General features: G+C 59.6%; 13 protein-coding genes. 9 read left to right on the top strand and 4 right to left on the bottom strand.

The window, feature by feature from the left end:
- Window positions 1-21: 21 nt before the first annotated feature.
- Window positions 22-1,584, bottom strand: coding sequence for an AAA family ATPase (locus RTH74_RS22135; protein ID WP_316916080.1), 1,563 nt, complete (start codon window positions 1,582-1,584; stop codon window positions 22-24).
- Window positions 1,585-1,698: 114 nt separating this feature from the next.
- On the opposite strand from RTH74_RS22135, the gene mrcB reads away from it, so the two are divergent.
- Genes mrcB through RTH74_RS22120 form a run of 3 tightly spaced genes read left to right on the top strand, consistent with a single transcriptional unit; the run spans window position 1,699 to window position 5,094 of the window.
- On the top strand, window positions 1,699-4,017 hold the full coding sequence (mrcB, locus tag RTH74_RS22130; RefSeq protein WP_316916079.1) for a penicillin-binding protein 1B: 2,319 nt from the start codon (window positions 1,699-1,701) through the stop codon (window positions 4,015-4,017).
- Window positions 4,018-4,060: 43 nt separating this feature from the next.
- Entirely contained in the window at window positions 4,061-4,765 is a 705-nt protein-coding gene (locus RTH74_RS22125) for a tetratricopeptide repeat protein (RefSeq protein WP_316916078.1), read from the top strand.
- On the top strand, window positions 4,765-5,094 hold the full coding sequence (locus RTH74_RS22120; protein WP_316916077.1) for a YqcC family protein: 330 nt from the start codon (window positions 4,765-4,767) through the stop codon (window positions 5,092-5,094). The genes RTH74_RS22125 and RTH74_RS22120 overlap by 1 nt, the downstream gene beginning before the upstream one ends.
- Window positions 5,095-5,112: 18 nt before the next feature.
- Here the strand turns inward: RTH74_RS22120 and RTH74_RS22115 are convergent, their stop codons facing one another.
- The gene (locus RTH74_RS22115; RefSeq protein ID WP_316916076.1) at window positions 5,113-5,547 is read right to left on the bottom strand and encodes a DUF4124 domain-containing protein; all 435 of its coding nucleotides are present in this window, start codon (window positions 5,545-5,547) and stop codon (window positions 5,113-5,115) included.
- Window positions 5,548-5,949: 402 nt separating this feature from the next.
- On the opposite strand from RTH74_RS22115, the gene RTH74_RS22110 reads away from it, so the two are divergent.
- Together RTH74_RS22110 and ilvN are read left to right on the top strand one after the other, a co-directional pair.
- A complete protein-coding gene (locus tag RTH74_RS22110) occupies window positions 5,950-7,674 on the top strand; it encodes an acetolactate synthase 3 large subunit (protein WP_316916075.1) in 1,725 nt (574 codons plus the stop codon).
- Window position 7,675: 1 nt separating this feature from the next.
- Window positions 7,676-8,167, top strand: a complete 492-nt coding sequence (gene ilvN / locus RTH74_RS22105) for an acetolactate synthase small subunit (RefSeq protein WP_003462832.1) — start codon at window positions 7,676-7,678, stop codon at window positions 8,165-8,167.
- Window positions 8,168-8,220: 53 nt separating this feature from the next.
- On the opposite strand, the gene ilvY is transcribed toward ilvN, so the two are convergent.
- Window positions 8,221-9,102 (bottom strand): HTH-type transcriptional activator IlvY, encoded by an 882-nt coding sequence (gene ilvY / locus RTH74_RS22100; protein WP_316916074.1) that lies wholly within the window; start codon window positions 9,100-9,102, stop codon window positions 8,221-8,223.
- Window positions 9,103-9,228: 126 nt separating this feature from the next.
- Here ilvY and ilvC point away from each other — a divergent pair, with 126 nt between their 5' ends.
- The 4 genes from ilvC to msrQ all read left to right on the top strand — a co-directional run bounded on the left by ilvC (window position 9,229) and on the right by msrQ (window position 12,911).
- Window positions 9,229-10,245, top strand: a complete 1,017-nt coding sequence (ilvC, locus tag RTH74_RS22095; protein WP_037001483.1) for a ketol-acid reductoisomerase — start codon at window positions 9,229-9,231, stop codon at window positions 10,243-10,245.
- A gap of 147 nt (window positions 10,246-10,392) precedes the next feature.
- The gene (gene pssA, locus RTH74_RS22090) at window positions 10,393-11,208 is read left to right on the top strand and encodes a CDP-diacylglycerol--serine O-phosphatidyltransferase (protein WP_026088416.1); all 816 of its coding nucleotides are present in this window, start codon (window positions 10,393-10,395) and stop codon (window positions 11,206-11,208) included.
- 66 nt (window positions 11,209-11,274) lie between these two features.
- Window positions 11,275-12,285, top strand: a complete 1,011-nt coding sequence (msrP, locus tag RTH74_RS22085) for a protein-methionine-sulfoxide reductase catalytic subunit MsrP (RefSeq protein ID WP_316916073.1) — start codon at window positions 11,275-11,277, stop codon at window positions 12,283-12,285.
- On the top strand, window positions 12,285-12,911 hold the full coding sequence (msrQ, locus tag RTH74_RS22080; protein WP_316916072.1) for a protein-methionine-sulfoxide reductase heme-binding subunit MsrQ: 627 nt from the start codon (window positions 12,285-12,287) through the stop codon (window positions 12,909-12,911). Before msrP ends, msrQ begins: the two co-directional genes overlap by 1 nt.
- Window positions 12,912-12,993: 82 nt before the next feature.
- Here msrQ and RTH74_RS22075 read toward each other — a convergent pair.
- Window positions 12,994-13,318 (bottom strand): hypothetical protein (locus RTH74_RS22075; RefSeq protein ID WP_316916071.1); only part of this gene is annotated, 325 nt, incomplete at its 5' end.

Below are 13,318 nucleotides of genomic sequence, written 5' to 3'. Positions count from 1 at the left end.
GCCGACTGCTTGGGGCTATGCTCAGATCCCTGGCAGGCGCTGGCGAATACGCTCGACCAGGCTGTCCAGGCTTGCGCTGTCATGTGTATCGACACGCTTGCTGTGGCTCTGCTCCTCATCGTCGAGTGGTTCGCGACTGGTTTGCTGGGCTTGAATAACGTCCAGCGTCGCATCGGACGGGTCCTGACCTTCGTTCTGGCGCTGCTGCAGCCAACTGGCGATGACGGCTTGCGGTGCATGGCAGTCGAGAATCAGGAACGGCACTCCAGTCTCTTCAGCGACTTCGCTGGCAGCCTGGCGTTGCGCTGACTTGAGATAGGTTGCGTCGATCACCACAGGAAAGCCCGCCAGTAGTGCCTGGCGCGCCAGCTGGTGCAGGCGTTGGTAAGTCGCCTGGCTGGCGTCGCTGCTGTAGATGCCGGCGCTTAACTGGTCCTTGGCTTCGGCACTTTGCACGCCAAACAGGCGCTTGCGCTCGATGTCGGAGCGCAGGCGAATGGTGCCCAGTGCTTCGACCAGACGCATGGCGACATGGCTTTTACCTACAGCGGATACGCCATGGGTGATGGCCAGGAAGGGCGATGGAATGGCGCTGTAGCTCTCCGCCAGAGCGGCGTAGCCACGGTACTGGCGCAGGATCACCGCTCGCTGCACCGAGTCCTGTTCCTGACCCAGGCGGAACAACGCGACTTTGCCGCGAACCATGGCGCGGTAGGCCTTGTAGAAGTTCAGCAGTTGCAGGGCTGCATAGTCGCCGGTGCGCTCCAGCCAGCCGCTGATGAAGCGGCGTGCCAGGCACTTGAGGCCGCGGTCTTCGAGGTCCATCGCGAGGAAGGCGATATCGGCGGTGACGTCGGTAAAACGGAAGGGTTCGTTGAACTCGATGCAGTCGAACAGCACCACGTGACCGTCGATCTGGGCGGCGTTGCCCAGGTGAATATCACCATGGCATTCGCGGATGAAACCCTGCGTCTTGCGTTCGCTCAATAGTGGTTGCAGGCGTTCGTAGCTGGACTGAGCCCAGGCCTCGAGGGCGTCGAGTTGCTGCAGGTCTGCCTGCTCGCTGAGCATCGGACGAATCTGCTCGAAATTTTGTTGCACCGGAACCATTACCGCTTCGGCAGTGCCCAGCGGATGCTCCTGCGGTACCTTCGGTGCGTTCAGGTGAAAAGTGGCGATCTGCTCGGCCAGGGCGTCGATATGGGCGTCGTTCAGTTCGCCGCGGGCCTGAATGGCGCTGAGCAGTTGCTCCTGCGGAAACTGGCGCATTCTCAGCGCATATTCGATGGCTGGCGTGCCGCTATCGAGGCTGGGTGCGTCTTCACTGCCGCTGATCGGCAACACGTCCAGATACAAATCCTTGGTCAATCGCTGGTTGAGGCGCAGCTCTTCTTCGCAGAAATGACGGCGTGCATCGAGCTCGGTGAAATCGAGAAAACCGAAGTTGACCGGTTTTTTGATCTTGTAGGCGTATGGGCCAGTGAGCAAAACCCAGGAAATGTGGGTCTCAATGACCTGAAACCCATCCACAGGGTGCGGATACAGGGCCGGGTTCTGCAATGCGGCAATCAGGGCTTGGCTCACGTTCGATCCTTGTTCTAGACGCTGTTCGAGCTGGGCATTATGGCCGCTGTGAGCTGCTCTGCAAACCATCCGGGCGGCCTGCTGGCCCCTATGTAAAGTGCGTATAATCCCGCCATGACTCGAAAACGCTCCCCCCGCTCAAACAAAAAATCCCGCTCGTCCGGCATGCGTCCCTGGCTTGCATGGGGCCTCAAGCTCGGTCTGGTTGGCCTGGTGATCCTGGCTGGCTTTGCCGTTTACCTCGATGCCGTGGTGCAGGAAAAATTCTCCGGCAAGCGCTGGACCGTGCCCGCAAAGGTCTACGCCAGACCGCTGGAGCTCTTCGTGGGCCAGAAATTGGCCAAGGATGACTTCCTGCGCGAACTCGACGCCTTGGGCTATCGCCGTGAAAGCACAGTCAATGGACCTGGCGCGGTATCGGTGGCGGGTAACAACATCGAACTTAACAGTCGCGGCTTTCAGTTCTACGAGGGCGCCGAGCCTGCACGGAAAGTCCGGGTGCGCTTCTCTGGCGATTATGTGGCCGGGCTGACCCAGGCCGATGGCAGCAATCTAGCGGTGGCGCGGCTGGAACCGATGCTGATTGGCGGGCTTTACCCGGCGCACCAGGAAGATCGCATTCTGATCAAGCTAGACCAGGTGCCGGCCTATCTGATCGATGCATTGGTGGCGGTAGAGGATCGCGACTATTTCGAACACTTCGGCGTATCGCCCAAGGGCATCGCTCGCGCACTATGGATCAACGCCACGTCGGGGCGCCTGGTGCAGGGCGGTAGTACCCTGACCCAGCAGTTGGTGAAGAACTTCTACCTGACCAACGAGCGTACCCTGCTGCGTAAGGGCACCGAAGCGATGATGGCGGTGCTGCTGGAGCTGCATTACGACAAGCGCGAGATTCTCGAAGCCTATATGAACGAGGTGTTCCTCGGTCAGGACGGGCAGCGCGCCGTGCATGGCTTCGGTCTCGCCAGCCAGTATTTCTTCAGTCAGCCGGTATCCGAGTTGAAGCTGGAGCAGGTCGCGTTGCTGGTGGGCATGGTCAAGGGGCCTACCTACTTCAACCCGCGACGCAATCCGGAGCGTGCGCTGGCGCGGCGTAATCTGGTGATCGACCTGCTCGCCGAGCAGGGTTCGATCACTCCCGAGGAGGCCGCCACTGCCAAGGAAAAACCGCTGGGCGTCACATCGCGCGGCAGCATGGCCGATAGCTCATTCCCGGCGTTCCTCGACCTGGTCAAGCGTCAGTTGCGTGAGGATTATCGTGAGCAGGACCTGACCGAAGAAGGCCTGCGCATCTTCACCAGTTTCGATCCGATTCTGCAGCTCAAGGCCGAAGAGGCTTTGGCCGAGACGCTCAAGCGCCTGGCCGGGCGCAAAGGCGTGGATGAAGTGCAGGCCGGTATGGTCGTGACCAACCCCGAGACCGGGGAGATTCAGGCATTGATCGGTAGCCGCCAGCCGCGGTTTGCCGGCTTCAATCGTGCTCTGGATGCAGTGCGGCCGATTGGCTCGCTGATCAAACCGGCTATCTATCTCTCGGCACTGGAGCGTCCCAGCCAGTACACCCTGACCAGTTGGCTGGAGGATGAAGCGTTTTCCATCAAGGGACAGGATGGCCAGGTCTGGACGCCGCAGAACTACGACCGCAAGTCCCACGGCACCATCTACCTGTATCAGGGGCTGGCGCAGTCCTACAACCTGTCTACGGCCAAGCTCGGCCTGGAGATCGGCGTGCCCAATGTGCTCAAGACTCTCGAGCGATTGGGCGTCGAGCGCAAGTGGCCGGCCTATCCGTCGATGCTGCTCGGTGCTGGGGCTCTGACGCCGATGGAAGTGGCGGGCATGTACCAGACCCTGGCCAACGGGGGGTTCAACACGCCCTTGCGCGGAATTCGCAGCGTATTGACCGCTGACGGCGAGCCGCTCGGGCGTTATCCGTTCAAGATCCAGCAACGTTTTGATCCGGGGGCCATTTACCTGGTGCAGAACGCCATGCAGCGCACCATGCGTGAAGGCACGGGGCGTTCGGTGTACAGCCAACTGCCTAGCTCGCTGAATCTGGCGGGCAAGACCGGCACCAGTAACGACTCTCGTGATAGCTGGTTCGCTGGCTTCAGTCAGGATCTGCTGTCGGTGGTGTGGCTGGGGCGTGATGACAATGGCCCAACCCCGCTGACCGGGGCAACCGGTGCACTGCAGGTCTGGACCGGCTTCATGCGCAAGGCTGATCCGCTGCCTCTGGATATGCCGATGCCGGACAACGTCACCCAGGCTTGGGTGGATCGTCAGACGGGTCTGGGCTCGGCTTCGGGCTGCCCGAACGCGGTGCAGATGCCTTATATTCGCGGCAGTGAACCTGCCCCGGGCTCCGCTTGCGGTATCCAGGCACCCGTCGAGTCGGTGATGGATTGGGTCAAGGGTTGGTTGGAATAACGGCCGAGTCGAGTGGCTCGGTGTTACCTGAAGAGGATTGGATGTGAACAAGAAGTGGCTTGCCACGATGCTGGCAACAGCGGTTCTGAGTGGTTGCAGTACGGTGCCGCAGGGGTCGATTCCGGTGATCGATGCCGGCTCTCCGCTATCGTCGGGTGGTTCTGGTCCGTCGGCCAGTCCAGCCCCCGCAGCTACGCCGCAGCGTATCGAGGAAGACTCCGGGGTTGTCGTGATGGTGCCGCAGGGTGCGGTCTCGACGCCGCTGAAGACAGACTCACAGCCGATCACCTCCAGTGGCGGCCTGACCTTTGATCCACCCGTGAGCAGTCAACCTTCTGCGCCGAGCCAAGGCAGTTTTGGTTCCTCGGCACCGAGCGTGCCCAGTGGCATTCCCAGTGGCGGCGGTCTGGCGGCCGACGAGCAACTGGATGGACCGGTTCTCGCGCTGCTGACCACTGCTCAACAGCAGCAGGGCGGTGGCGATCTGAATGGTGCCGCCTCCAGTCTGGAACGTGCCCAGCGCATCGCGCCGCGTGAGCCGCAGGTACTCTACCGCCTTGCCGAGGTACGTATGGCTCAAGGCGATGCAGCGCAGGCCGAGCAACTGGCACGTCGTGGTCTGACTCAAGCCAGTGGTCGTCCGGCGCTGCAGGCTAGCCTGTGGGATCTGATTGCCCGCGCTCGCGAGGGGCAGGGTGATCCCGCTGGTGCTGCCCAGGCCCGTGAGCGCGCACGAGTCAATCTCTGATGGATGCTCGCGTGAGCGCGCTGGCCGAACACTTGCTGCTGATCGAGCGTGAGTTGCGTGTGCTGGGTTGGTGGCAGGAGGAGGCGCCCAGCGCCGATGCCCTTGCTAGCCCGGAGCCGTTCTGTGTCGATACGCTGGCGTTCGAGCAATGGCTGCAGTGGATTTTTCTGCCGCGAATGAAAGTGCTACTGGAAACCGGCGCCGCCTTGCCGTCGGTGTCGGGTATTCAGGCAATGGCCGAGATGGTCTATCAGTCGCAGCCGGGCATTGCGCACCGGCTGCTTGAACTACTCGGCGAGTTCGATCGCCTGATCACGCGCACGCCCTGAAGGCGTGCGCGTAGTCCCTTACTTGCAGCTTTCCGTGATGGACTTCTTCAGCTCCGCGATGCGCTCCTGGCGCTCATCCTCGCCAATACGGCGCAGTTCGCCACCGTCTTCAATCCTGACTCGTGGGTTGTTTTCCAACTGAGCAAGGTTGGTGCGTGCTGTCTCGCAGTACTGCTTGCGCTCGGCTTCCTGCTTCGCCACATCTTCCTTGACCTTCTTGTCGATGGCCGCCTGCTCGGGATCGAGCTGCTCATCAAAACTGGGCGCCGGCTCACTGGGTGCCGGTCGGGGAGGTGGTGCTGCGGTATTGATGGTGGTGGCCTGTTGGCCCTGCGGAGGTTGCGCGCCGAAGTGGGTCACGCCCTTGTCATCTACCCACTTGTACACCTGGCTGGCCATGGCGGACGTGCTCAACGCGAGCATCAAGGTGCCAGTAAGAATCATGTGGCGCATGCTGTTTCCTTTATCGAGAGCGGCGGTGCTGATGGTTACTATAACCAAAAGCCGGCAATCTTCATCCTGCGCTGCGTCACAGCAGCAGGTTGAATAATAGGTTAGCCATCGCTTGACTTGCCCTCGCCGAACCCGAACAATCCAGCCTTCCCCCGTAGTGGAGTCCGCCGCAAGCGTCCTTCAGCTCGGGGAAAAGAGGCGCTACCCGCGCCGAACCGTGACACCCGCAACGCGTTACCTCGCGCTGGGAGGGCCAGCCCCGCAAGACCATGGGCTGCTCCGTTACTCGTCAAGCTGATGTTTCGAATCCACGATCACCGTCGTGCGTGTCCGCTGACAGTAAGAACCTACTTAGGGCTGCCCGTTGGCGGGTGGCATACTGGCGTTCAAGAGGTGAACAACGTGGAGCTTTTATCCGGCGCTGAAATGGTCGTCCGCTTCCTGCGTGACGAAGGCGTTAAGCATATCTATGGGTACCCTGGTGGTGCTCTCCTGCACATTTACGATGCCCTGTTCAAAGAACCAGAAGTGACTCACATCCTGGTGCGTCATGAACAGGCAGCGACCCATATGGCTGACGGCTATGCCCGCGCCACCGGCAAGGCCGGTGTGGTGCTGGTGACCTCTGGCCCTGGCGCGACCAATGCCATCACCGGTATTGCGACTGCCTACATGGATTCCATTCCGATGGTGGTGATCTCCGGCCAGGTGCCGAGCGCCATGGTCGGCACCGATGCCTTCCAGGAAACCGACATGGTCGGTATTTCCCGCCCGATCGTGAAGCACAGCTTCATCATCAAACACCCGTCGGAAATCCCCGAGGTGCTGAAGAAGGCGTTCTATCTCGCCGAGTCCGGTCGTCCCGGTCCGGTCGTGGTCGACATTCCGAAAGACATGGGCGATCCGACCCAGAAGTTCGAATACGTCTATCCGAAGAAGGTCAAGCTGCGCTCCTACAGCCCGGCGGTACGTGGTCACTCCGGCCAGATCCGCAAGGCGGCCGAGATGCTGCTGGCCGCCAAGCGTCCGGTCATGTACTCCGGCGGTGGCGTGATCATGGGCGGTGCCTCTGCGCCGCTGACCGAGCTGGCGCAGATGCTCAACCTGCCGGTGACCAACACCCTGATGGGCCTCGGTGGCTATCCGGGTACCGACCGCCAGTTCATCGGCATGCTCGGCATGCACGGCAGCTACACCGCCAACCTGGCCATGCACCATGCCGACGTGATTCTGGCCGTCGGTGCGCGCTTCGATGACCGCGTGATCAACGGCGCGGCCAAATTCTGCCCCAACGCCAAGATCATTCACATCGACATCGATCCGGCTTCGATCTCCAAGACCATCAAGGCCGACATCCCGATCGTTGGCCCGGTGGACAGTGTGCTGAGCGAAATGGTCGCCATCCTCAAGGAAATCGGCGAAACCCCGAACAAGGACACTGTTGCCAGCTGGTGGAAACAGATCGAAGAGTGGCGCGGTAGCGGCCGTCTGTTCCCGTACAACGAGGGCGACGGTTCGATCATCAAGCCGCAGACCGTGATCGAAACCCTGTGCGACGTGACCAAGGGCGATGCCTTCATCACCTCCGATGTGGGCCAGCACCAGATGTTCGCGGCGCAGTACTACCGGTTCAACAAGCCCAATCGCTGGATCAACTCCGGCGGCCTGGGCACCATGGGCTTCGGTTTCCCGGCCGCAATGGGCATCAAGCTGAACTTCCCGGATGCCGACGTGGCGTGCGTCACCGGCGAGGGCAGTATCCAGATGAACATCCAGGAGCTGTCGACCTGCCTGCAGTACGACCTGCCGGTGAAGATCGTCAACCTGAACAACGGCACCCTCGGCATGGTCCGCCAATGGCAGGATATGCAGTACAACAGCCGTTATTCGCACTCCTACATGGAGTCGCTGCCGGACTTCGTCAAACTGGCCGAGGCCTATGGCCATGTCGGCATGCGCATCACCTCGCTGAAGGACCTCAAGCCCAAGCTGGAGGAAGCCTTTGCCTTGAAGAATCGCCTGGTGTTCCTCGACATCGCGGTGGATTCCAGCGAGCACGTCTATCCGATGCAGATCAGAGACGGTGCGATGCGTGACATGTGGCTGAGCAAGACGGAGCGGACCTAAGATGCGACACATCATTTCCCTGCTGCTGGAAAACGAGCCGGGCGCCCTGTCGCGCGTGGTTGGTCTGTTCTCCCAGCGTAACTACAACATCGAAAGCCTCACCGTTGCGCCAACCGAGGATCCGACGCTGTCGCGCCTGACCCTCACCACCGTTGGACAGGATGAGGTGATCGAGCAGATCACCAAGAACCTCAACAAACTGGTCGAGGTAGTCAAGCTGGTCAACCTGTCGGAAAGCGCCCATATCGAGCGCGAGCTGATGCTGGTCAAGATCAAGGCCACTGGCGCTCAGCGTGCCGAGGTCAAGCGTACTACCGACATCTTCCGCGGCCAGATCGTGGATGTGACCAGCAGCGTCTACACCGTGCAGCTGACCGGTACCAGCGACAAACTGGACAGCTTCATTCAGGCTGTCGGTACTGCATCGATCCTGGAAACCGTGCGCAGTGGTGTCACGGGCATCGCTCGCGGCGACAAGGTACTGAGTATCTGATCGTCATGGTAAAAAGAGCCCCGCCTGGTGCGGGGCTTTTTATTGTCCGAAATTCAGCGCTGGCGATTCCAGAAAGCGGCGATCAGCGGGTCCTTGAGGCGTTTTTCCAGCGCGAAGAGACCAATGTCATAAGCGGTTAGCGGTGGCTGGATGTCGTAGATGCGAATGCGTGCGGTCAGTGGACTGTTGTCCAGCACGATCTGCGGCACCACCCCGATACCGAAACCCAGGCTAACCATACTGACGATCGCTTCGTTGCCGCTGACCTGGGCATAGATGCGCGGCTTGATGTTGTGGCTTTTCAGCCAGCGATCGGTACGTGTCCGTGCCAGGCCCTCTTCCGAAAGAATCATCGGCACGTCTTTCCAATTCTCTGCCGTTGGATTCTTTAGTTGTTCCTCGTTCAGCAGTTGGGGCGCTTGGGGGCCGATAAAACGTAAGTCAGAGCGCGTGATCGACTGAAACTTGACCCCGGCCGGCAGACTGTCGGGTAGGGCGCCGATGGCCAGGTCTTCCAACCCTTGTTGCACGCGCTCCACTGCTTTCGCGGGATCGCCAGTATGCAGTTTCATTTCGATGCGCGGGTAGTCCTGGCGAAAGCTGCTGAGGATGTCGTAGAGGAAGCTGTAGCTCGCGGTGACCGAGCAGTACAGCGACAGCTCGCCGTGCAGATTCAACTGGTCCTGCATGAAGGTCTGGCGAATCGCCTGCCAGCCATTGATGACCTCGCTCGCGTACTCGCGAAACTGCTGGCCCTCGCGGGTCAGGCGAACTGAACGGTTGTCGCGAACGAACAGCGCAGCACCGACTTCGTCCTCTAGCTGCTTGATGCTACGGCTGAGCGCAGAAGGGCTGACATGCTGCTCGCGGCTGGTTCGACCGAAGTGCAGGTTGTCAGCCAGGGAGAGAAATAGCCTGAGGGAGTGACTGTCCATTTATATTTCATAAATCGGCATGTGGTGTTGCAAATATATCATTTTACGCAATGGTTCGAATCACTTAAGGTCTCTCTGTCGCGGTGCTCCGCACCCCATCCTTTTCGATACACAAGAGCCAAGAACATGAAAGTTTATTACGACAAAGACTGTGACCTCTCGATCATCCAGGGCAAGAAAGTTGCCATCATCGGCTACGGCTCCCAGGGCCACGCTCAGGCGTGCAACCTGAAAGACTCCGGCGTCGACGTCACCGTCGGTCTGCGTAAAGGCTCCGCTACCGTTGCCAAGGCTGAAGCCCATGGCCTGAAAGTCGCTGACGTGGCTTCCGCCGTCGCCGCTGCCGACCTGGTAATGATCCTGACCCCGGACGAATTCCAGGGCCAGCTGTACAAGAACGAGATCGAGCCGAACATCAAGAAGGGCGCCACCCTGGCCTTCTCCCACGGCTTCGCCATCCACTACAACCAGGTCGTACCGCGTGCTGATCTCGACGTGATCATGATCGCACCGAAGGCCCCGGGTCACACCGTTCGCACCGAGTTCGTCAAAGGCGGCGGCATCCCTGACCTGATCGCTGTTTACCAGGACGCTTCCGGCAATGCCAAGAACGTTGCCCTGTCCTACGCCTCGGGCGTTGGCGGCGGCCGTACCGGCATCATCGAAACCACCTTCAAGGACGAGACCGAAACCGACCTGTTCGGTGAGCAGGCCGTTCTCTGCGGCGGTACCGTCGAACTGGTCAAAGCCGGTTTCGAAACCCTGGTCGAAGCTGGCTACGCGCCGGAAATGGCCTACTTCGAGTGCCTGCACGAGCTGAAGCTGATCGTCGACCTCATGTACGAAGGCGGTATCGCCAACATGAACTACTCGATCTCCAACAACGCCGAGTACGGCGAGTACGTCACCGGCCCGGAAGTGATCAACGCCGAATCCCGTCAGGCCATGCGCAATGCACTCAAGCGCATCCAGGACGGCGAATACGCCAAGATGTTCATCAGCGAAGGCGCCACTGGCTACCCGTCGATGACCGCCAAGCGTCGTAACAACGCCGCTCACGGTATCGAAGTCATCGGTGAGCAACTGCGTTCGATGATGCCGTGGATCGCTGCCAACAAGATCGTCGACAAGGCCAAGAACTAAGGTCTGCGATGTGCGAAAGAACGCGGCTTTATGCCGCGTTTTTTCATTCTGGGGCGAGGCTTCTGGTATAAAGCCAGCTCGCTGATTGGCGAACTGAGTTCAGTCGTCCCGGTCGAAATTTGTCAAACCCGTTGCAAGGTGCTGTTCATGAGTGAAGGTCCCGAGGATCAAAAGCCGGCTGGCGATAATCTGGAAAGCCTGCTGCCGATCGACGAGCACATAGAGGAAGGGCAGGACGCGGAAGGGCGCAAGGTGCGTCACCGTGGTATTTACCTGCTGCCCAATCTGTTCACCACGGCAAACCTGTTCGCCGGTTTCTACTCCATCATCAACGCGATGAACGGCAACTTCTATGTGGCTGCTGCCGCTGTGTTCGTCGCTATGGTGCTCGATGGTCTGGACGGCCGCGTGGCGCGTTTGACCAATACGCAAAGTGCGTTCGGCGCCGAGTACGACTCGCTTTCCGATATGGTGGCCTTCGGCGTTGCGCCAGCTCTGCTGGCATTCGAATGGGCGCTGGGTAGCATGGGCAAGGTAGGCTGGATGGTCGCCTTCATCTATGTTGCTGGCGCGGCATTGCGTCTGGCGCGCTTCAATACGCAGATCGGCAGCGTCGACAAACGTTACTTCATCGGCCTGGCCAGTCCGGCTGCGGCGGGTGTGGTTGCCGGTACGGTGTGGGCGTTCAGCGACTTCGGTATCAAGGGCTCGAACATGTCCTTTGCGGTGGCGCTGCTGGTCGCGGCTGCAGGGTGCCTGATGGTCAGTAACATCAAGTACTACAGCTTCAAGGATCTGGATCTGAAAGGCCGCGTACCTTTCGTGGCCATTCTGGCCGTGGTGCTGGTATTCGCGGTGGTGTTCAGCGATCCGCCCCGTATCCTGCTGCTTATCTTCCTCGCTTACGCAGCCTCTGGTCCGATTCAGTACCTGTTGCAATTGCGTCGTCGTAAATCTGCCTGACGCTGTAATTTCTCCTGCACTCCGTGGTCTACAGTTCGTTTCTCGAACTGTAGTCGCGGAGTTGCCATGCTCATCCGAGTACTTCCTTCTTCTCGGGCTCTTGAGTCCGAAGTCACCCCGGAATCCGTTTACCTCTCCCGTCGCAAGCTGATGCAGGGCTCGCTGGCGCTGGCTGCGATGGCGGCTATGCCCGGTTGGGCCAGTGCCGAAGCTCAAGGGCGCTACAGCGATGTCGAGCCCGCCAAGGCGCCTGGCTGGTTCGAAGAGAAACTGGCGGCCACGCGCTGGCAAGCGATTACGGCTGAAGGTGAAAGCATCACGCCGTTCAAGGACGCGACGCACTACAACAACTTCTATGAGTTCGGCACAGGTAAGGGCGATCCGGCGGCCAATGCCGGCAAGCTGCAGGTCGAGCCCTGGACAGTGATGGTCGATGGCGAGGTGGGCAAGCCGGGGCGCTATGCCATCGAGGATCTGGTCAAGCCGCATGCGTTCGAAGAGCGCATCTATCGACTTCGCTGTGTCGAGGCCTGGTCCATGGTCATTCCCTGGTTGGGCTTTCCTCTGGCCGAACTGCTCAAGCAGGTCGAGCCCACCTCATCGGCTCGCTATGTGCGCTTCGAAACGTTGGTCGATCGTGAGCGCATGCCGGGCCAGCGCTCGGGGTTCTCTCTGATCGATTGGCCTTATGTCGAGGGCCTGCGTCTGGACGAGGCCATGCATCCGTTGGCCTTCATGGCTGTCGGCATGTACGGCCGAGTGCTGCCAAACCAGAACGGTGCTCCCTTGCGTCTGGTAGTGCCTTGGAAATATGGCTTCAAAAGCATCAAGTCCATCGTACGTATAAGCCTGGTCAACGAGGCGCCTAAAACTACCTGGGAGCGCATTGCGCCGAATGAGTACGGCTTCTATGCCAACGTCAACCCGCAGGTGGATCATCCGCGCTGGTCTCAAGCAACCGAGCGGCGTTTGCCCAGCGGGTTGTTCAGCCCCAATGTGATCGACACCCGGATGTTCAATGGCTACGAGGAGGTCGCTGACCTCTACGCGGGCATGGATCTGGCGAGGTACTACTGATGCGCTACAGGCTCTGGCGCGTCAGCGTATTCCTGGCTGCATTGGTGCCGCCGCTGTATTGGCTGTACTGCGCTGTCTTCGATTCGTTGGGACCTGACCCTGGAAAGGTTCTGGTGGATAACCTGGGGCTCGGTGCTCTGATCCTTCTGTTGATCACCTTGGCAATGACGCCACTGCAGCAGCTGACCCGCTGGAGCGGTTGGATCGCTGTACGCCGACAGTTAGGTCTATGGTGCTTTGCCTACGTAACGCTGCACCTGTCCGGCTATGGGCTGTTTATCGCCGGGTTGCGTCTGGAGCTGGTGCTTCGCGATCTTTCCGAGCGTCCTTACATCATCGTTGGGGCGCTGGCGTTCATTGGGTTGCTGGCATTGGCCGTTACCTCGAATCGTTTCAGCATCAGAAGACTGGGGCGCAAGTGGAAGGCTCTGCACCGTCTGGTCTACGTCATCCTGTTACTGGCCTTGGTGCATATGCTCTGGGTGGTACGTGCGGATCTAGGCGAGTGGCTCGCTTATGCGTTCATCGGTGGGGCGCTGCTGCTGATGCGTGTTTCTGCAGTGGCGAGTGGGTTGCAGCGAGCTGGAGCTCTTTGGCGAGAAAATCCGAAGAAAGTTGAAATATAAGCTTGACGTACCGTTCTCTGGCGGTAGAATGCGCGCCACTTCAGCGATGAAGCGCTTCAAAAACTTCTTATTAATCAATAAGTTAAGTTGAATGAAGGGCTTGCAAAGCTGGATCTGGCGTGTAGAATGTGCGCCGGTCGACAGGGCGGTGGTTTAGTCCTGTTGGTGGTTCGGTCGAATGGATCGAAAGCGGTAGAAAAGAGGTGTTGACAGCGGTTTTGAACGCTGTAGAATGCGCCTCCCGCTGGAGAGAAGAAGTTCGGATCGAAGGCGCAAGTGGTTGAGTAGAAAGAAGTTTCTCCGGAAACAAATTCGAAAAACAGCTTGACAGGTAGAGGGGCTGCTGTAGAATGCGCGCCTCGGTTGAGGCGAAAGGCTTAACCAACTGTTCTTTAACAACTGAATCA

Origin of the sequence: Pseudomonas sp. zfem001 (genome assembly GCF_032621725.1) — a bacterium.
GTDB lineage: Bacteria > Pseudomonadota > Gammaproteobacteria > Pseudomonadales > Pseudomonadaceae > Aquipseudomonas > Aquipseudomonas sediminis.
The sequence above is the reverse complement of the archived record's forward strand: the minus strand, read 5'-3'. Positions and strand labels throughout refer to the sequence as shown.

Coding starts and splice junctions, on each gene's coding strand:
- mrcB (WP_316916079.1), top strand. CDS start 1,699: ATGACTCGAAAACGCTCCCCCCGCTCAAACAAAAAATCCCGCTCGTCC.
- msrQ (WP_316916072.1), top strand. CDS start 12,285: ATGCGCTACAGGCTCTGGCGCGTCAGCGTATTCCTGGCTGCATTGGTG.
- RTH74_RS22115 (WP_316916076.1), bottom strand. CDS start 5,547: ATGCGCCACATGATTCTTACTGGCACCTTGATGCTCGCGTTGAGCACG.
- pssA (WP_026088416.1), top strand. CDS start 10,393: ATGAGTGAAGGTCCCGAGGATCAAAAGCCGGCTGGCGATAATCTGGAA.
- RTH74_RS22120 (WP_316916077.1), top strand. CDS start 4,765: ATGGATGCTCGCGTGAGCGCGCTGGCCGAACACTTGCTGCTGATCGAG.
- ilvC (WP_037001483.1), top strand. CDS start 9,229: ATGAAAGTTTATTACGACAAAGACTGTGACCTCTCGATCATCCAGGGC.
- ilvN (WP_003462832.1), top strand. CDS start 7,676: ATGCGACACATCATTTCCCTGCTGCTGGAAAACGAGCCGGGCGCCCTG.
- ilvY (WP_316916074.1), bottom strand. CDS start 9,102: ATGGACAGTCACTCCCTCAGGCTATTTCTCTCCCTGGCTGACAACCTG.
- msrP (WP_316916073.1), top strand. CDS start 11,275: ATGCTCATCCGAGTACTTCCTTCTTCTCGGGCTCTTGAGTCCGAAGTC.